At 61.0% G+C, this 17,528-nt stretch carries 14 protein-coding genes and 1 pseudogene; 2 read left to right on the forward strand and 13 right to left on the reverse strand.

The annotated features are described in order from the left end of the window. Window positions 1-148 precede the first annotated feature (148 nt). The 10 genes and pseudogenes from NKJ78_RS00755 to NKJ78_RS00800 all read right to left on the reverse strand — a co-directional run bounded on the left by NKJ78_RS00755 (window position 149) and on the right by NKJ78_RS00800 (window position 11,134). Window positions 149-685: pseudogene (locus NKJ78_RS00755) on the reverse strand (dihydrofolate reductase family protein). Window positions 686-797: 112 nt separating this feature from the next. After that, the gene (locus NKJ78_RS00760) at window positions 798-1,466 is read right to left on the reverse strand and encodes a 4'-phosphopantetheinyl transferase family protein (protein ID WP_023739224.1); all 669 of its coding nucleotides are present in this window, start codon (window positions 1,464-1,466) and stop codon (window positions 798-800) included. After that, complete coding sequence (locus NKJ78_RS00765) at window positions 1,463-1,921, reverse strand: GNAT family N-acetyltransferase (RefSeq protein ID WP_023739225.1); 459 nt, start codon at window positions 1,919-1,921, stop codon at window positions 1,463-1,465. The genes NKJ78_RS00760 and NKJ78_RS00765 overlap by 4 nt, the downstream gene beginning before the upstream one ends. Further along, complete coding sequence (locus tag NKJ78_RS00770; RefSeq protein WP_023739226.1) at window positions 1,921-6,009, reverse strand: Pls/PosA family non-ribosomal peptide synthetase; 4,089 nt, start codon at window positions 6,007-6,009, stop codon at window positions 1,921-1,923. Before NKJ78_RS00770 ends, NKJ78_RS00765 begins: the two co-directional genes overlap by 1 nt. A gap of 304 nt (window positions 6,010-6,313) precedes the next feature. After that, window positions 6,314-7,495, reverse strand: a complete 1,182-nt coding sequence (locus NKJ78_RS00775) for an arabinose transporter (protein WP_031253307.1) — start codon at window positions 7,493-7,495, stop codon at window positions 6,314-6,316. A gap of 30 nt (window positions 7,496-7,525) precedes the next feature. Beyond that, window positions 7,526-7,960 carry a lipocalin-like domain-containing protein gene (locus NKJ78_RS00780; protein ID WP_023753752.1) on the reverse strand — a complete coding sequence of 145 codons (435 nt, stop codon included), beginning with the start codon at window positions 7,958-7,960 and terminating at the stop codon, window positions 7,526-7,528. Window positions 7,961-8,019: 59 nt separating this feature from the next. Next, a complete protein-coding gene (locus NKJ78_RS00785) occupies window positions 8,020-9,036 on the reverse strand; it encodes a zinc-dependent alcohol dehydrogenase family protein (RefSeq protein WP_352460529.1) in 1,017 nt (338 codons plus the stop codon). A gap of 25 nt (window positions 9,037-9,061) precedes the next feature. Further along, the gene (locus NKJ78_RS00790) at window positions 9,062-9,457 is read right to left on the reverse strand and encodes a (R)-mandelonitrile lyase (protein WP_352460530.1); all 396 of its coding nucleotides are present in this window, start codon (window positions 9,455-9,457) and stop codon (window positions 9,062-9,064) included. A 19-nt stretch (window positions 9,458-9,476) separates the two neighbouring features. Then, window positions 9,477-9,947 (reverse strand): cyclophilin-like fold protein, encoded by a 471-nt coding sequence (locus NKJ78_RS00795; protein ID WP_352460531.1) that lies wholly within the window; start codon window positions 9,945-9,947, stop codon window positions 9,477-9,479. Further along, entirely contained in the window at window positions 9,944-11,134 is a 1,191-nt protein-coding gene (locus NKJ78_RS00800) for an MFS transporter (RefSeq protein WP_352460532.1), read from the reverse strand. The genes NKJ78_RS00795 and NKJ78_RS00800 overlap by 4 nt, the downstream gene beginning before the upstream one ends. A gap of 147 nt (window positions 11,135-11,281) precedes the next feature. Here NKJ78_RS00800 and NKJ78_RS00805 point away from each other — a divergent pair, with 147 nt between their 5' ends. Both NKJ78_RS00805 and NKJ78_RS00810 read left to right on the forward strand, forming a co-directional pair. Then, window positions 11,282-12,175 carry a LysR family transcriptional regulator gene (locus tag NKJ78_RS00805; protein ID WP_352562293.1) on the forward strand — a complete coding sequence of 298 codons (894 nt, stop codon included), beginning with the start codon at window positions 11,282-11,284 and terminating at the stop codon, window positions 12,173-12,175. A gap of 18 nt (window positions 12,176-12,193) precedes the next feature. Then, on the forward strand, window positions 12,194-12,430 hold the full coding sequence (locus NKJ78_RS00810) for a hypothetical protein (protein WP_352460534.1): 237 nt from the start codon (window positions 12,194-12,196) through the stop codon (window positions 12,428-12,430). Between the two features lie 471 nt (window positions 12,431-12,901). On the opposite strand, the gene NKJ78_RS00815 is transcribed toward NKJ78_RS00810, so the two are convergent. The 3 genes from NKJ78_RS00815 to NKJ78_RS00825 all read right to left on the reverse strand — a co-directional run bounded on the left by NKJ78_RS00815 (window position 12,902) and on the right by NKJ78_RS00825 (window position 17,387). Further along, window positions 12,902-14,227 carry a hypothetical protein gene (locus NKJ78_RS00815; RefSeq protein ID WP_352460535.1) on the reverse strand — a complete coding sequence of 442 codons (1,326 nt, stop codon included), beginning with the start codon at window positions 14,225-14,227 and terminating at the stop codon, window positions 12,902-12,904. A 46-nt stretch (window positions 14,228-14,273) separates the two neighbouring features. Beyond that, the gene (locus tag NKJ78_RS00820) at window positions 14,274-16,121 is read right to left on the reverse strand and encodes a Z1 domain-containing protein (protein ID WP_352460536.1); all 1,848 of its coding nucleotides are present in this window, start codon (window positions 16,119-16,121) and stop codon (window positions 14,274-14,276) included. A gap of 72 nt (window positions 16,122-16,193) precedes the next feature. Then, window positions 16,194-17,387, reverse strand: a complete 1,194-nt coding sequence (locus tag NKJ78_RS00825; RefSeq protein WP_352460537.1) for a hypothetical protein — start codon at window positions 17,385-17,387, stop codon at window positions 16,194-16,196. Window positions 17,388-17,528 lie beyond the last annotated feature (141 nt).

Consider the following 17,528-nt stretch of genomic DNA (forward strand, 5'->3'; position numbering starts at 1 on the left):
AGGGGGAGATGGCCGGCAGGCCAGAGGGGGTCGTCTCGCGTGAAGCTAGACCTCCTACTGTCGATAGGAGGTTGCGTCAGGACGGACCGACCGCCTCTGTCGCCTTCGGCGACATCTCCCCTCACGGGGAGATTACCCCACCGGCGTCTCACACCCTCCCAGCCGCATATTCCAGCGCCACCACGCCATTGCTGAGCTGTACGGTCGAGATCGGCTCCAACGCCACCGGCATATCGGGCGGGAACAGCTTCTTGCCCTCCCCGACGGAGCCAGGGTAGCTCAGCAGCCTGACGCGATCGACCAGACCATGGCGCAGCAATTCCCGCGCGACGCTCAGGCTGCCATGCACATAGATGTTGCCGCCGCTGCCTTACTTCAGCGCCCGAACCGCTTCCGGCAACGCACCCTTCAGCAACTCGGCCGGTTTCCAGTCGAGTGCCTTCGGGCTTGTCGACGCGACATATTTCGGCAGCGCATTGAACCGGTCGGCGAAGTCTCCGGTTTCCTTGGGCCAAGAGCCGGCAAAAATCTCGTAGGTCGTGCGCCCCAGAAGCATGGCCCCGCTGTCGGCAAGCTCGTCCTCCTTGAACCTTTGCATCTCATCGTTCCAGGTCACGCTGGGCAGCTTCTCGACCTCGGCGATGCCATCGATGCTGATGAACTCGGTGATAATAAGGTTTCTCATGGCGCTCTCCTTCTTCTGTCAAAGGACGAACCGTGTGAGCCTTTTGCGACCGCTCTGCGAAAAAAAGCGCTTTGTTGAGCAGGCGTTGCTGTCGGGCGCTGGCCCATCGCGCTTAAAGGGGGGCGCTTCGGACACCATCGACAAACGCCAGAACGACCACACACGGAGCAACGCAGTAAACCAGTCTCGCTCTGCGGCCCGTCTTCGTCACAGCGTCGCTTGCGTCGAGATCGACGGTGATGTCCTCATAGCCCAGCACTTCGCCATCAAGCGGGTAGGCGGCCTTGTAGACAGCTTCCTTGGCGGCAAAAAGGATGCGACCGGCAAGATACAAGTCGGTTGCGTCGATCCGGTCAGCGGGGACTGCAACCAGCGCGAAGATGTCGTCGGGCAGGGGCAAAGCGGGCTCGATATCGATGCCGAGCGAGGCGACGTGGGAGAGCGGCGCGACGGCCGCCACGGCCATCTCGTCGTCGTGAGCCAGCGACCCCGTTACTCCATGAGGCCATACCGGTGCGCCGGAGGAGCCGCGGAGGATAGCGACGTCGTTCAAGCCCATATCCGCCAGCAGCTCGTGCGCGATCCACCGCGCCGCGCCACTCGCCCGCCGCATCAGCGGCAGGCGTGACGGGATGGAGCGTGCTTCCTGCGGCAGCAAATGGTTCTCATCGCCTTCGCGGATCGTGCGGCATCCGATCTGAACGCCGGCCGGTGCCATGGCGGCCATCGCCGCCAGCAACTGCGCCGACAGGCTGGCACCGGCATCGAGCGGGCGCGTCATGGCTGGCCGCCCCGCAGAGCGAGGTCGGCGATCATTTCCCCGTCCTCGTCGGGCCCTTCTTCGACGAAACCGGCAGCGCGATAGAGGCGGCGTGCCGCTTCATTCCCAGGTTCGTAGCAGATCGAAACGCGGCTGATTTGGCCGAGCCGCATGATTTCATCCAGCACTTCGCGCAAAGCGGCCTTGCCGTAGCCTTGGCCCTGATGGACGCGATCGATCATGAAGCGGTAGATCCGCGCCTCGTCGTCGTCCTCCGGCGCCTCGTACATCAGGAAACCGACGACGCGATCCCCTGCCATGACGACGCGCGGCCGTGCGTCCCCGTCGGTTTCGGCTTCGTCCAGCGACTCCGCATTTCTGGCGACAAAATCGGTCTGATCCGCGGCCAGTTGCAGGGCCGCGACCAAGGCCCGGTTGGCCGCAGTCAGCGAAACGAGACGGACGTCTGCGCCCATCAAGCCGTTGCCTTGACGCTATCCTCCGGCACCGGCTCGACGAAGCGATGCAGCTTGGCCGGGTTGCCCCGCCAGATCGAGTTGGGCTCCAGCTCTTCGCCCTTCATCACGAAGGAGTCCGCGTCGACCATCGAGCCTTTGCCCATCACCACGCCGTAGTGGACAAAGGCGGAAGGTCCGAGCGTGCAACCATCGCCGATGCGGATGAAATCGGACTTGAACGCGCCTTCTTCCAGCGAATGGGCCTGGATCACGCAGCCCTCGTTGAGCGTGACGTCGTCGCCGATCTCGACCAGCGAACGCTCGGTCAAATTGCTGCCGCCGTCATAGACCCGGCTGCCGACCTTGACGCCGAGCAGGCGCAGGATCATCGGCCGGAACGGCGTGCCGGCGAACAGGCGCACGATCGGCGAATCCGCCAGCTTCCAGTGGCGTTCGTGGCGCCAGAAGGTGACGTCGTAGATCGTCGTCATCTGCGGCTTCAGCCGGCCAAAGCCAAGGCTTGCCCGCTCGACCAGAATGTAGAACGGAATTGTGATCGCCGAGGTCAAAAGCACGGCGGCGAACAGGGCGACCTCCGCCCATTCCGTATAGTAGTTCAGCGCCCGGTCCCAGATCGCCAGCGTGACGAACAGCATGACCCATTGCGTTGCCAGGAACAGAAGAATGGTCACCAGGTTGTGGCGGTTCTTGTGCGGGATGCGCCGGCGCCGGTCGGCCTCGTCGACGCCGGCTATAAGCTCCTTGTCGCGGTTCACCATGCGCGGGATTTCAAAGGCAGGCGAACCGAGAAGGCCGACATTCTGGCGCACCGGCCCGTCGATGGGGATCATCACCTTGGTGCCGAGCAGCACGTTGTCGCCGGTGCGGCCGTCCGGCGGATAGTAGATGTTGTTGCCGAGATAGTTGCGTTCGCCGATGCGCGTCGGCTCGAGCCTGAAGGCCGAGGCGGACTTGTGCATGTTGATCATGAACAGCCCGTCCGAGACCATGGTCTCGGTGCCGATCTCGCACAGAAGCGGGTTTTCATGCTGCTGGTTGGAGCCGAAATTGGAGCCGGTCTGCACCACTCTGTTGAGGTTCCAGCCGATGGCGCGCATGTAGTGCACGATTGCCGAGCTGTCGCCGGCCAGGAGCCCGAGCACGCGGGAATTGCTGGCGAATTCGGCGACGGTCTGCAGCCAGTAGCGGAAACCGTAAAGCGTGTAGGTGCGGCCCGGCTTCAAGATCAGGCTCGTCAGGCGCGGCACCAGCGTCGCTGCCAGGAAAGCCGCCGCGATATAGCCGAAAAGCGTGACCGTGGTGCCGATTGCGACAAGGCCGATCGTCTCCTGATAGTCGTCGCCGACATATTCCCAGTAGCTGTGGAACAGGAGCGGCAGCGGGGTGACAAGGCCAAACAGGCCGACCAGCTGCAGCGCTTCATAGAGGAAGCGCCGGACCTGGTAAGGATTGACATTGCGCACCTTGCAATAGTCCGCCGTGGTCGGCACCGCCGGCGATCCATGCCAGTGCTCGCCGTCCGGGATGCTTTGCCCGCGATGCAGCGAGGACGAATGGCCGAGCTGGGCGCCGTTGCCGATCCTGGTGTCGATATCGAGCGTGGAGCCGACGCCGACGAAGGCATCGCGGCCGATGGTCAGCGGCCCGGTGTGGATATAACCGGACTGGGCCCTGAAGCCGAGGATCATCGATTCCTTGCGCAGGATGGTGTTGGCGCCGATGGAAATAAGATCCGTGCAGACGGGCACGGATTTCGATTCGATGACGGCGTTTTTCCCGAGCTTGGTGCCGAGCAGCTGCAGATAGAGGCTGTAGAGCGGGCTGCCGCGGAACAGCACGACGGGCGCGGTGCGGATCAATGTCTTGACCACCCAGAAGCGGAAGTAGCGCACGCCCCAGATCGGAAACGCCTCGGCCTTCCACCGGCCGATGAGCACCCATTTCGCAAGGACGGCAAAGCCCGACATGCCGAAGAACACGGCCGCCGAAAGCGCCACGCACCGGATATAGAGCTGCAGCGGATCGTCGAGCGCGTCATACATCCAGTTGAGGCCGTCATTGATCGCCCAGAGCGCCACGTAGCTGTAGAGGCTGTAGAACGAAAGCTGCGCCGCGCCGCAGGTCCAGTAGGCGACATTCGAGGCCCGGCGGGTGAGGACCGGCTCGTTGGTTGCCGTCGTCATCTCCTCCGCTACCCCCAGATGCAGCGCCAGGCGCGCCACCGTGGGATAGAGATAGATGTCGCGCATCGACGTCGTCGCCCATTCCTTCCTAGTGCGCACGCGCGCGCAGAAATGCGCCATCAGCAAGGAGTTGGCGCCGAGATCGTCGAAGAAGTGATCCTCGACCGACACCGCGTCGAATTTCAGCACCGTGGCCAGCGCTTCCGCCAGGAATCGCTCGTCCTCATTGCCGGGCGGCACCATCGTGCGATCGGCCGAAAGCCGGACGCTCGTCGGCTTCGGCAGTTGGCGCAGGTCTACCTTGTTGGAGACGGTCATCGGGATGGCAGGCAGCTCCTCCAGATAGGCGGGCACCATGTAGTCGGGCAGCCGCCGCTTCATCGTCTGGGCGAGATCCCCTCGGGAAATCGCCGCTACGCCGGTTTTAAGCGCGTAATAGGCAACCAGTTCGACGCGACCGGGTTCGATCTCCCAGGTGGTGACGGCGGCCTGGGCGATCTCGGGCTGGTCGAGCAGCACCGCCTCGATCTCGCCGAGCTCGATGCGATAGCCGCGAATCTTCACCTGCGTGTCGATGCGCCCGGCATACTCGATCTCGCCGCTATCGTTGATCCGGCCAAGATCGCCGGTGCGGTAGATGCGCTGCGACGGGTTGTTCGGCAGGCCGACGAAATCGGCGATGAATTTCTGGTCGGTCAGGTCCGGCCGGTTCAGATAACCGACGGCGAGCCCGATGCCGGCAATGCCGATCTCGCCCAGTTCACCGGGCTCGGCAAGTTGCGGCAGCGAAGCGTCCAGAATGACGATCGAGTAGGTCGGCAACGGAGCGCCGATGGTCACCGGACGGTCCGGCGTCAGCGCCCCCATCGTTGCGGTGACGGTCGCCTCAGTCGGCCCGTAGGTGTTGAGGATCTGCCGGCCCGGCTTCGACCAGCGCACCACCAGATTGTGCGGGCAGGCCTCGCCGCCCACCAGAAGCGTGCGCAGGCTGGGAACGTCCGATGTCATCGATGACAACAATGTCGGGCTGCAGGCCATGCAGGTGATGTCATGGAGGCGCAGGAAATCCGCCAGTTCCTCGCCCACCAGCGGCATCTGGCCAGGTGCCGGCACCACCGTCGCGCCGGCGACGAACGGCACCCAGATCTCTTCGGAGGAAAAGTCGAAGGCAATGGTCATGCCCTGATAGACCCGGTCGCCCGGCCGGTAGCCATAGGAGGCGGCCGCGACGTGTATGAAATTGACGAAACTCTGGTGCGTGATGACCACGCCCTTGGGCTTGCCGGTGGTGCCCGAGGTATAGAGGATGTAGCAAATGTCGTCGGTCGCCTGCTGCTTCAGCGGCGCGGGCGACTGTGCGGAGATTTCGGCGGCGGCGCTGTCGATCAGCACATGGGGAACGGGCAGTTGACCGGCGCGCGACGCATAGGCGGCGATGGTGACGATCATGCTGACGGCGGCGTCTTCGATGATCAGCGCCATCCGCTCCTGCGGAAACGCGGTGGCTAGCGGCACGAAGGCAGCCCCCGCCTTCATCACCGCCAGCAACGCCACATAGGTCTCCGCCGACCGGTCGAGAATGAGCCCGACCCGGTGGCCCGGCCGCACGCCGTGCTTGATCAGCATGCGGGCGCACTGGTTGGCACGGCTGTTCAGCTCCTGATACGTCCAGACGCGCCCGTCGGAGATCACCGCCGGCAACGCGGCGAAGGTGACGGCGAGCTGCTCGAAGACCGCATCGAGCCGCTTACCCGGCTGCCGGGCAAAGTCGGCGCCCGTCAGGACCGGGCCGTTCCTTGCCGGGCCGCGAGCGATCCGTGCCAGCGCATCGATGCCTGGCAGGCCGCCGATCGGTGTTGCCGCGTCGCTGTCCAGCCCGGCGATATCGTAGTCCATGTCCATACTCTCTCGTCCTGGGGCATTGCCCGGCTGTTCATGCCGCCGCCGGAACAGGCTTGTGCCGCCGCTGCGATTTTGTTGGTGGAGGGCTTCCAAAAAGGAAGTGCCCGGAATCCCGACCGGGAAGCTTATGCCACCCGATCTTTTCGCCGGTTTTTCCGAACTGTTGAATTTTGTTTCTGGAGTGTGTCTGGGCGGGGAGCTTGGCCGGCCGCTCGCTGCACCTTGCGGGGGAGGGCTTCAGCGTTGGTGGCAACCCGGAAAGAGACTATGAGCGAACCTCATGCGGACGGCGTCGGCGAGCTGTCTATAATGGAGCGCTACGGCGACCCAGCAGCAGAGCGATGCCCAACGCCGGAAGCGTCGCCGCCGCGACGGCGAAGAAGACGAATTGCAGCCCGGTCGACGCGGCGACCAAGCCGAGCGCCGGACTGCCGAAGCCGAGCGCCACGTCGAGGAAGACGGTGTAGAGTCCCATTGCCAGGCCGCGGCTGCGCGACGGAAGACGGCCTACGGCCTCGGCGCCGAGGCCGGGATAGACCAGCGAGTAGCCGAGGCCAGTCAGACCCGCTCCGATCGCGGCGACAACAGGCCCGGTCGCAAGCCAGATCAGCATCAGCCCTGCCGCCTCGACCGCGACGAAGATCACAGCGACGCGTGCGCCCCCAAGCCTGTCGGGCAGGTGGCCGAAGCACAGCCTTGCCACGATCAGCGACGCGGCATAGGCCGTGAAGGGAAGCCATACCGGCTGCCAGCCCCGCTCGGCGAAGAGCAGGGCGCCGAAGCCCAGAATAGCACCATAGCCGAGGCTGCTGAAAGCAGCTCCGACGCCAGGAAGCCAGACCGCTTTCGCCACGCTCCTCCATGACTGCGGCACGCTGCCCGCGGCGGCGCTGGTGCCGCGCATCGGCAGGATGGCAAGCAGCGTCGCCAGCGGCAGGACGATCGTCGCGAGCGCGATCGCGGTGAAACCGCTTGCTGCATAAAGCGCAGATCCGACCGGCGCGCCTAGCGCGAGCGCCGCAAACATCGCCGTGCCCACCCAGGCTATGACTTTTCCGGAGTTCTGTCCGCCCGCAACGGAGAGGCCCCAGGCGACGCCGCCGGTGATGATGAAGCTCTCGGACGCGCCCAGCACCGCCCGTCCGGCGAACAGCGCCGATGCGGACGCTACCGGCCGGTCGAGCAATGCCAGCGAGCCGAGGTAAAATAGCCCGGCAAGGGTAGCGGCAATGAGGCCGACGACGACGGCGCGCTTGCCGCCGCGCCCATCGGCATAGTTGCCAGCCCCGATGCGCGACAGCATCGAGGCGACGAACTGGCTGCCCGTCACCAGTCCCACTGCGAAGGGGCCGAAGCCAAGCTGCTGGTGAAGATGCAGCGGCAGGACGGGTAGCGCCAGGCCGATCAGCAGGAAGCCGGCGAAGACAGCCGCCATGATCGGCGCCAGTTCCGCCATGACGCCATTTCGGTCTGATATCCGCGCCATTTTGGTCAATCGGTAATCCAACTGTTCGGATCAGTAGCGTTCGTAGGTCACGCGCCAGCCTTCGGCCGGGTTGTCAGGCGTGAGGACCAGTTTGTTGTCCGAGACCTCGAATTTGCGTTTCATGCTCTTGCCGACAAGGTTGCGGACCAGGGAGGACTCGATCGTGATGACGAAGGTCTTGTCCTTGTCGTTGATGGCGACCGGCCCGTAATAGGCTTCGTAGCCATTCGCCGTGTAAGGCGTGTCCGGCGCCTTGGGGTCGGGGTTCTGCGCCTGCACCGAGAGGGTGCCGGCCTCGGTGAAGATGACCTGGCCGGAATATGGCACGGGCTTGAGGTTTCCCTCGGCGCCGGCCTCGAGCGAAATCATGCGCCATGCGCCGATGATCGCGGACTCTTGCGAGAAAGCCGGCGTGGCGACCGAAAGCGCAAGCGCAAGGGCGGCAATCTTCAATCTCATAGTCATATGTCGTTGTTCCTTTTCTGAGTTGTGGGTGCGTACAGGCCGTCCGCCCGATCTTTGCTTCACACCGAAAGCATGACCTTGATGGCGCGACGTTCGTCCATGGCGCGGTAGCCTTCAGCGACCTCGGCCAACGGCAGCTTGAGGTCGAAGACCTTGCCGGGCTTGATCCGACCTTGCAGCACACGGTCCATCAGGTCGGGCAGGAAGCGGCGCACCGGCGCCGGGCCGCCCAGCATGCGTTTCTGGCCGAAGAATAGTTTTTGGCCGTCGAAGTTCACGCCATGCGGCACGCCGACATAGCCGATGGTGCCGCCGGGGCGGGAGCAGGCCAGCGCCTGGTCGAAGGATTCTCCCGTGCCGACGCATTCCAGCACGGAGTCCGCGCCGACGCCCTTGGTGAGTTCCTTGATGCGGGCCACGCCTTCCTCGCCGCGCTCAGCGACGATGTCGGTCGCGCCGAACTCGCGGGCGAGTTTTTGGCGGCTGGCGTGCCGGCTCATGGCGATGATGCGCTCGGCGCCTATCTCCTTGGCCGCAAGCACGCCCATCAGGCCTACCGCACCGTCGCCGACCACCACCACCGTCGATCCTTCGCGGACCTCGGCTGCGTCGGCCGCGTACCAGCCGGTGCCGAGCACATCGGACACAGCCAGCAGGTCAGGGATGAGTTCGGCCGGCGGCACCTCGGCGGTGGCGACCAGTGTGCCATCGGCCAACGGCACGCGGGCGTAAGGCGCCTGCGCGCCCGACATGAACTCGCGCTGCACGCAAGACGACTGGAAGCCGAAGCGGCAATGCGGGCAGGTGTTGTCCGAGAGGCAGAACGAGCCGACGACGAACTGGCCGGGACGGACGGTGCGCACCTCTGCGCCGACCTCGACGACGATACCGCAATATTCGTGGCCCATATGCATAGGCCCGGCGACCGGCTGCAGCCCGCGATAGGGCCACAAGTCCGAGCCGCAGATGCAGCTTGCCGACAGCTTGATGATGGCGTCCGTCGGCCGCATGATTTTCGGATCGGCGATTTCCTCGCAGCGTATGTCGCCCGGTTTGTGAAGAATGGTTGCAAGCATGTTGGTTCCTTTCGAGGGGAGAAGATCAGCCGCCGTAGTCGCCGTCGCTGACATGTTCCAGCCAGTCCACGACCTTGCCGTCCTTGACCTCCTGGAGGGCAATGTGGGTCATGGCGGTCCGAGGCGACGCGCCGTGCCAGTGCTTTTCGCCGGGCGCGAACCAGACGACGTCGCCCGGACGGATTTCCTCGACCGGGCCACCTTCGCGCTGCACGCGGCCCAGGCCGGAGACGACGATCAGCGTCTGGCCGAGCGGATGCGTGTGCCAGGCGGTGCGGGCGCCGGGCTCGAAGGTCACCTGTGCGCCTTGAACCCGCTCGGCGTCGAAGGGATTGAAGAGCGGATCGATCCGCACCGTTCCGGTGAACCAGTCAGGCGGTCCCTTGCCGGAAGGCCTGGTGCCGGCGCGAAGAATGTCCATGGTGATCTCCTTTGCGTCCTCAAATGCGCTCGATGCGAAGCGGGAATTTGCCGCGAATGTGCAGGGCCTGCTCGCCCTCGTCGAAGCGGCCAAGCCTGATCAGCCCGGGATGGCGGTAGTCGGCGTAGAACATGGCCAGGTTGCCCCAGGGCATGAAATAGCACAGGTCATAGGGCTGCTCGTCGGCGAACGGGCCGCTTCCCTCCTCGGTCAGCTTGCGTGGCAGATAGGCGATCTTCTCGTTATGGGCGTAGTCATCGATCTCGAGGTCGAGCGGCAGCATGGAGAAGAAGTCGCGCGCCGAGGGATTGTCGTAGAGCGTGGCGGTCATGATGCGGCCGTTGAAAACCATCCTGATCTTCATTTCGGTGGGCTCCTGGCTGACGGGAGATTGGCTTTCCTGGCTGGCGGCTGTGCGAGGCAGGGCCGCCACCGCGAGCGCGACGCCGAGCAATGTCCGGCGGCTGAGCGGCGCACGTTCGATCGTCATGGCAAAGACCTCCGGGCCATATGCGCTGCGGCGAGGGCGGCGAGCGCCGATCCGCAGAGCAGCAGCGCGCCCAGAGTGAACGGTGCCCACCAGCCGACCGTATCGAACAGCGTGCCGCCGATCGCCGCGCCGCCGGTGATGGCGAGCTGGATCACGGCTACCTGCAACCCGCCGCCGGCCTCCGCGTCGTTCGGCAATGTTCGGCTGAGCCACGTGCCCCAACCAACCGGCGCGGCCATGCCGAAGAAGCCCCAGGCAACGAGCAGCAGCGCTGTGGGACCCGGGAGTGCACCGAAGGCGATGAGCGCGGCGGCCAGCGCAGCCATGACCAGCGGGATGACGGTGAGGATGCTGAACAGACGCGTGCGCAAAAGCCGGCCGACGCACCATGTGCCGAGCACCCCGGCCAGCCCCATCGCCAGCAGGACCGCCGAGAGGGCGGCGATATCGAGCCGGGTGACGTTCTCGAGGAAGGGCCGCAGATAGGTGAAGAGCGCGAACTGACCCATGAACAGCATCATGATCGACGCCATGCCGGTGGCGATGCGAAGACGGCCGAGCAGCGCCAGCGGGTTGCCGGCACGATTCCTGCGGCGCGGCGGCAGCGCCGGCAGGCTTGTCCATTGCCAGGCCAGCGCCAGGAGACCAAATGGCACGACGAGGAAGAAAGCGCCGCGCCAGCCGACATAGGCGCCGAGAAAGCTGCCCAGCGGCGCGGCGATCGTGGCCGCAATGGCATTGCCGGCGTTCAGCATGGCGAGACCCTTCGGAACCATGTCTTGCGGCACGAGGCGCATGACGATCGCGGTCGACATGGACCAGAACCCGCCGATCGCGATGCCGAGCAGCGCCCGGCCGACCATGAGCAACGCGTAGTTCGGCGCGAAGGTGACAGCCAGACCGGACACGATGAGGAGGAGGGTGAAGCCGGTCACGACCAGTCGGCGGTCGATGTGGCGCGTGAGGCCGGCGACCAGCAGGCTGGTCACGACGGCGAAAGCGCCCGAAATCGAGATCGCCTGTCCCGCCCGGCCCTCGGTGATGCCGAGATCGGCCGCTAGCGGCGACAGCAGGCTGACCGGCATGAATTCCGATGCGATGAGCACGAAAACACACAGCGCCATCGACAACACCGCGCCCCATGCGGCGCGGTTTTCAACAAGCCTTGTGTCGTATGTGGTTTCCATGATTGGCATCCTGGCAAAGCGCCGGACGGATCAGCCGCAAATTCCCGTCGCTGCCAGAAGATATTGCAGGGGAACCCATTTAAGTAGACTAAGTAATCCGCATGGACTTATCTGCTCATGATATGAATGTCCGGCGGGAGGTGCCCTATGCAGCGCGATGGCATGAAGGATCTGCTCTGGTTCGTGGCGGTCGCCAGGGAGCGCAGTTTCACCAGGGCGGCGGCAAAGCTCGGAACCTCGCAGTCGACCCTGAGTTCGACAATCAAGGAGCTTGAAGCTCGCCTTGGCGTCCGCCTGCTGACGCGTACGACGCGGAGCGTCTCTCCGACCGAGGCCGGCGAGCGACTATTCCAATCTCTCGTTCCCCGCTTCGAGGAAATCGAATCCGACCTTGCAAGCCTGGTGGCGTTTCGCAACAAGCCCTCCGGAACGGTCCGCATCACCCTGTCCGACCATGCGCTCCAGACGACCGTCTGGCCGAAGCTCCAGCCCTTGCTCAACGACAATCCCGACGTGCGCGTCGAGCTCTACAGCGACAACGGCATGAAGAACATTGTGGAGGAGCGCTTCGACGCAGGCGTGCGGCTCGGCGAGAGCATCGACAGGGATATGATCGCAGTGCGCATCGGGCCGGATTGGAGGCTCGTGGCCGTGGCTTCGCCGGACTACTTTTCCCGCCATCCGGTTCCGGCCGCGCCCCAGGACCTGGTCGATCACGACTGCATCAATATGCGGCAGGCGACGTTCGGCGGACTGTATGTGTGGGAATTCGCCAGGGACGGCCGCGACCTTCGTGTGCGGGTGGAAGGCCAACTCACCTTCAATTCGTCCATTCCCATGATCGAGGCTGCGACAAGCGGTTTCGGGATCGGCTATGTCCCGGAAAACCTCGTCAGCCACCACATCGCCGAGGGACGCCTCAGGCTCGTGCTTGACGACTGGAGCCCGCCATTTGCCGGCTATCACCTCTACTATCCGAGCAGGCGACAGCTCTCCCCTGCGATGGCGGTGATCATCGACGCGCTCCGCCATGGCATCTGACCGCAGGGACTGTTTGGATTGAAGCTGACATTGGCAAATGGCAGGTTCTACCTGGGCATCGCCCGGCTGTTCATGCCGCCGCTGCAGCAGGCACCGCGCCGCCGCTGCGATTTTGTTGGTGGAGGTCCAAAAAAGGAAGAACCCGGAATCCCGACTGGGAAGCTTATGCCACCCGATCTTTTCGCCGGTTTTTCCGAACTGTTGAATTTTGTTTCTGGAGTGTGTCTGGGCGGGGATATTGCCCGGCTCTTGTGACCCTTGCGGGGGGCGGCGGCCCTCCGTAGCTCAAGGGAGAGAGAGAGCGAGCCTCATGCAGACGGCGCCGGCGAGGCAGGCCAGGGCGCAGCCCGATTTTCTATCGCTTGCAGCAGAGCCGATTTTCGCGCTCATGGAGGTGCTGACGTATATTTTCAGAGGCTAGGCAGCCATGCTTTGCATGGGCGGGTCCTCGCCGCTCAGCGGCACGGTGCCGGTGTGCCTGCTGGTAAGCGCCTTTCATCTGGCGCCCTGGCTGAAGTTGCGGCGGCAACGCAGCGTACGTCGGGCGTGATATGGCGTTCGGCCGACGAGGTTTTCCTAAGATGCGGTCAATAACATGTTCGGCGCCTGCGGCCGATCATCGTCAACAGCCAGTTCACCCAACCGGCGACGTCGAAAATTCGGGCGCTCGATTCGTGTGATCCCTCTGGCGTTGCCCCAATGGCGGATACCGACCTTATTTGTCAGTCATTGTGCAGGATCGATCAGTCCTGCCCTAGGCGATGACCAAGGCTGCACCCCTGTAGTATCGGCGGCTACGGCGACGGTAAATGGACGCCCAGTTTCTACGAGGTCCCTCACGATCGGACGAAGTAGCGCTGATTGATAGATGGAGGTGCCGATCCAACCATTTGCAACCAAGGAGATGAAGCTCGTGTTGTCAAAATATCGACCAACGTTCTCGAACGTTATCAACCTACCACCACGTGATCCAACCTTGCGCGAGTCGGCTTCGAGCAGATTCCAGAAATCCAAAGGCAGGTACATCCCTTTTATCAACCCAGTTTCGCCAGCCTCGAAATCAATTCTGGGACAAAGCTTTATGAAGAAAGGGTTCTCTAAGAGCCGAAAGCCCTCGGGAAGATCGTTGGGCCTGCAGGATTGCAGGGCGCCTAGGTGAACCTTCATTCGACCGATTTCCTCCGAAAGCTTTCTATCCGGCAGCCGGAAGATTGCCGTGTTATTCTCGCCCATTTCCATTGCTTTGTACTGAATGATGGTAAAGGCGCCTAACGTCTCGTTGTAATAAATTAGATCACCGCCCAATTGCTCTTCAATTGCCAAGTGGTTTGCCAAAACGACGGTCAGGCGCGTGTTGCCGTTCTCAAAAACGGCTGCCGACCTAGCTACGGTTCTCACATACTCGAAACCCGGAACATTGGTCATGTCGTTCATGACCATTGCATCTTCACGCAGTCTGACCTGAGGTAGACCATCGAGGAAGGAACTACCGGGTCTATGCGGCAGCGACCAGTCCCGAAGTTCGTCCCGATCGATGCCGGCAAACGATAGAGCCGCCGCAACCATCTCCTTTTCAACGGCCAAGGCATGCTTTTCCCGCCGCGATAGTGCATTGATGCGGCCCCAATCCTGCGCAAACCTTTCGATCTGCCTAGCGAGACTGGGGTTCAACGATCGAATTGCTTCAGTGAGAATGGTTGCGGCTTCGTCCGCGATGAGACCACTACTGCGGAGGCGCTCCTGGACCCTTCGTTGGAAGCGAGGTGAAATCAATTCCACTAAATGGGCAGTTCGGATTTCCGTGTCTAGTCGCCGAAGGTCCCGTACATTAACGCGCTTGGATCCCTCAGCCGCTTTATTCCCAACAAATAGGGAACCGAAGTGAGTAATGCGTCCATTTTTGAAACTCATGAGGCATGGAAGTGACGGACCGCCGCGGCGATGTAGATCATCATCGACAGCTTCCGCAAAATACCCGTTTCGGTCCACGGCCTCGAGCAGTTGCTCGCCGCGTTTTCCGATAGCACGAATAAAATAAATCTCGGTCTTCATGTTTGTGGGCGATGACTACGAAATTGCCGAGTTGATTGACATGACCCTATACAGCTTGCTTGGTAAAGGTGGAGTCCTTGATTTTGAAGAACACACGCGCCTTTGCGGAAGAGTTGCGGATAATTCTCACGTGATGAATTCCGTCTGGAAATTTCACTGGTTCGAGCTGGTTGTTGCCTAGAAAGCCTTGCCGACGTTCAATTTTGTCCATTACCTCGCCCTGATAACGCTGAAGCTGATATGAGGTGTGGATAGCCAACTTCCCCTGATCGTCATACTGCTGGAGAAATTCGATCAGATACGAGGGCAACCCTTCCTCCCCCACGATTTGCTGCATAGCAGTCAACGAAGTGATTGAATGGGGCGCTGCTGCCGCTATGTCATCCAATTGCGGGTCCCATGCAAACATTGCAAATGACATTTCGCCCTTATCAACTTGAACTGTAGTCTGATCTATGCTTGAGGGTGCGGCGACGGCGATCCGCTTGTCTCCAACCCATGCTGGAGCTTGCAGCTTGTTTTCGATCGATCTCAACGACAAGCGATGGAAAACGAAACAGCGCTGCCAGTCGTTATAGAGAGCCTGTGGTATCGAAAGTTCGAAATGTTTCAGATACTTGTTGCGGGCACCAAACATTCGAGCGCGCTGGATATAAGTATCCTGCTGCAGTTTATTGGCCACGTTACGAGTAAAGAACATTGATAGTAGATTATCAAACGTGACGCCTCGCGAGACGATGTTGCCGCCAACGTAAAAGGTAAATGGCGAACTCGGTTTGGTTGCGCTGCCGGTTAGCGCATTCCTGTCTCGGGTGCTATTCAGCACGAAGAGTCTGGATTTTGAGATGTTTCCGATGACATAGGCTGCTAGTGCATTGGCGGAATCAGCCGGATAAAGTTGCTTTGCAGCATCGAACGCTTCCTTTGCTAGTGCCTCGAATACGGGCCCCGCATGGCCACGTAAATCCTGAATAAGCTTTTCGATTGTAGCGGTGTCGACTTCGTGCTGGGCCTTCTTGCCACTGGTATGGAAAAGCATTGAATAATTATCTGATGCATCGCCTTGGTTGAGATGTGCCACGGTTACACAGAAGCGGATGATCGCGCTGCGCGCTTCTGTCTCGCTCCCACCGTTTGCGAGCCATATCCTACGAAAATCAACTGGAGCTTCCAGGTTCTGCGGAAAGAACGTATCTTGACCTGTATAGTAGGTGTGGGCGGGGAAGCGCACCCAATGCTCAGGCTTGTTGTCGAAGGTATGGTTGAGATTGAGGCGGGCAGGTGTGGCAGTAACCCCAATGTAAATGCCACTCTTGCCGATCAATGTATCAATGTAATCATTGATTGGCGTTTTCGTTCCAGAATTAATTCTCGAGTTGGGCGACGCGAAATCGGCTTCATCGTCAATGACGACAACCGAGTCCACACTCTGCCCCTTTTTCCGAGCGTCATCGATTGCTTCTAGCAAAGCCGCCAAATTGCGTCCATTTTTCTTGCAGAAGATGATGGTTTCTTGGTCGAAGATGCCCTTCTTAATCGCCTCTACTGAATTTATGGGAGCTGGCGACAAGCCGGATGTGCTAAAGCGGTCCAGGTTTTGGGCCAGAAGATCCACACTGTCGTTCATCAGGTGGACAATAACCTTGTTTCCATCATCCAGGAGCTTTGCAGTCAGGCAGATCATCATCTCGGTCTTCCCACTCTGAGGATCGCCGTAAATGACAAAGGCAGTTTTGCCACCGCCCGCCAAATTCTTCAAAGAGCCTTCGACCGCTTCCTTCACAAATTCCGACTGCAGCCCTTTGCTTATCATTGCATCGAGTTGCTTTTCGTAGCGGTTCTTCAGTGAAGCAGCGCTCTTGATAGCCTCAAGGTCGAATTGCTCATCGTCCATACCATCTCCTGCCTGCCATAAATGAATGTAAGGACTAATTCAGTTACAATTACATGCAGAAACAAAACAAGGCTACGCGTTTCGGGTAAATGTTTGGATGACCTCAGTTCTCATCCGTTTCGCCAACTTATCGCTTGTAAGCGGTAGATATCTGCTCGCGTTTGGTAATTCGCGTTCGGACTGTGCAATCAAAGAAAGGCCTGCCTGTGCTGCGGATGCTGCAACAGCATTCGAATTGCCAACATAGCATCCGCGTAAACACGAATTTCCTACGATGAAGGTTGCCTGTCCTCCAAACTTTAGTACCCGAGAAATCTCCGCGAGCAGACTCCGGATATCCTGAACGTAGCGGTCGATCATATTCTGGAAGCGAGGAGGGAGACGTTCAATGTCACCGATGGAGCGCCGGACGACGGTAAAGGCCTCGGCCTCGTCCTTGGTATCTGGGCTGCGCTCTGTACCTATACCGTTAGATCTAATTGTTCGCAGATCGCCGAGCTTGTGGCCCAGCCATATGAGCGACAATCGATGGCCGCGCAGATAGTCGATCGCATTGAGATAGGGTGGAGATGTCAACACCGCGTCGACACTGCCATCTTTCAATTTATCCATGCGCCTGGCATCGCCGAGTCCGACGTAAACGTTCCCCGACGGCGGTGCTGCCGAAAGACGAGCGCGTATTAGTCCAATAGATTTCGCTAGCCCTTCGGAGACATTGTAGTTGGTTTCGTCGGTAACTTTGTGTGGTCGGCTATGCGAAACGTCCCGGGCAAGAGACGCGCCAGAGTCCTTGGTGATGATGATGCGGCTTAAGGCGAGGCGCATCAAGTCGATGGAGTGTTTTTGATCCTCTGCTGTTGCGGAGCGTTTCCAATCTTCAAGTAGGTAGCAAAACTTTCGAAGTTCGACGCGCTGGCGATCACCGAACCAGTATTTGCTAAAGGCGAGTGTTTCCGGGTCGCTGTCCATCCAGTCCAGCACGATTTCATCCGGATCGAGCTCCTTTGCCCTCGCAAAGAGCTTGGTAGACATCTCCGATACGAGACTGTCATCTACTGGCGTGGTCCAAATACGGGTCATCAATACCGCCAAGGGATCCACGTCGAAACCGAGAGCCGTGTGGCCGAGATCCGAAGCCTGCCGGCAGACGGTCCCCGAACCGATCATTGGATCGAGAACGACGCTCCCCACGGGCAAGCCCGACAAGGCGTCCAGTGCGATCTCTGGCGCCATGCGAGCGGGAAATGGGTGAATCGGTTTGGTCATGTTGGCTGCTTGCCTTGTATCCGCGTTGGCAGGGTCTGTCCCCTCCTCAGAAATGCTTTATTTGTTTATCCACAGTAATTTGGATGGGTCTTCTCCTAGAGGCAAATACATCTACCTTGGAATACGCCTAAGAAATAGAAA

It is taken from the genome of Mesorhizobium sp. M0037, assembly GCF_040323635.1.
Classification (GTDB): Bacteria; Pseudomonadota; Alphaproteobacteria; order Rhizobiales; family Rhizobiaceae; genus Mesorhizobium.

Excerpts from the sequence above, each read along its gene's own strand:
- NKJ78_RS00785 (WP_352460529.1), bottom strand. The coding sequence starts at position 9,036 with ATGCTTGCAACCATTCTTCACAAACCGGGCGACATACGCTGCGAGGAA.
- NKJ78_RS00780 (WP_023753752.1), bottom strand. The coding sequence starts at position 7,960 with ATGACTATGAGATTGAAGATTGCCGCCCTTGCGCTTGCGCTTTCGGTC.
- NKJ78_RS00760 (WP_023739224.1), bottom strand. The coding sequence starts at position 1,466 with ATGACGCGCCCGCTCGATGCCGGTGCCAGCCTGTCGGCGCAGTTGCTG.
- NKJ78_RS00800 (WP_352460532.1), bottom strand. The coding sequence starts at position 11,134 with ATGGAAACCACATACGACACAAGGCTTGTTGAAAACCGCGCCGCATGG.
- NKJ78_RS00790 (WP_352460530.1), bottom strand. The coding sequence starts at position 9,457 with ATGGACATTCTTCGCGCCGGCACCAGGCCTTCCGGCAAGGGACCGCCT.
- NKJ78_RS00795 (WP_352460531.1), bottom strand. The coding sequence starts at position 9,947 with ATGACGATCGAACGTGCGCCGCTCAGCCGCCGGACATTGCTCGGCGTC.
- NKJ78_RS00765 (WP_023739225.1), bottom strand. The coding sequence starts at position 1,921 with ATGGGCGCAGACGTCCGTCTCGTTTCGCTGACTGCGGCCAACCGGGCC.
- NKJ78_RS00775 (WP_031253307.1), bottom strand. The coding sequence starts at position 7,495 with ATGGCGCGGATATCAGACCGAAATGGCGTCATGGCGGAACTGGCGCCG.
- NKJ78_RS00815 (WP_352460535.1), bottom strand. The coding sequence starts at position 14,227 with ATGAAGACCGAGATTTATTTTATTCGTGCTATCGGAAAACGCGGCGAG.
- NKJ78_RS00825 (WP_352460537.1), bottom strand. The coding sequence starts at position 17,387 with ATGACCAAACCGATTCACCCATTTCCCGCTCGCATGGCGCCAGAGATC.
- NKJ78_RS00820 (WP_352460536.1), bottom strand. The coding sequence starts at position 16,121 with ATGGACGATGAGCAATTCGACCTTGAGGCTATCAAGAGCGCTGCTTCA.
- NKJ78_RS00805 (WP_352562293.1), top strand. The coding sequence starts at position 11,282 with ATGCAGCGCGATGGCATGAAGGATCTGCTCTGGTTCGTGGCGGTCGCC.
- NKJ78_RS00770 (WP_023739226.1), bottom strand. The coding sequence starts at position 6,009 with ATGGACATGGACTACGATATCGCCGGGCTGGACAGCGACGCGGCAACA.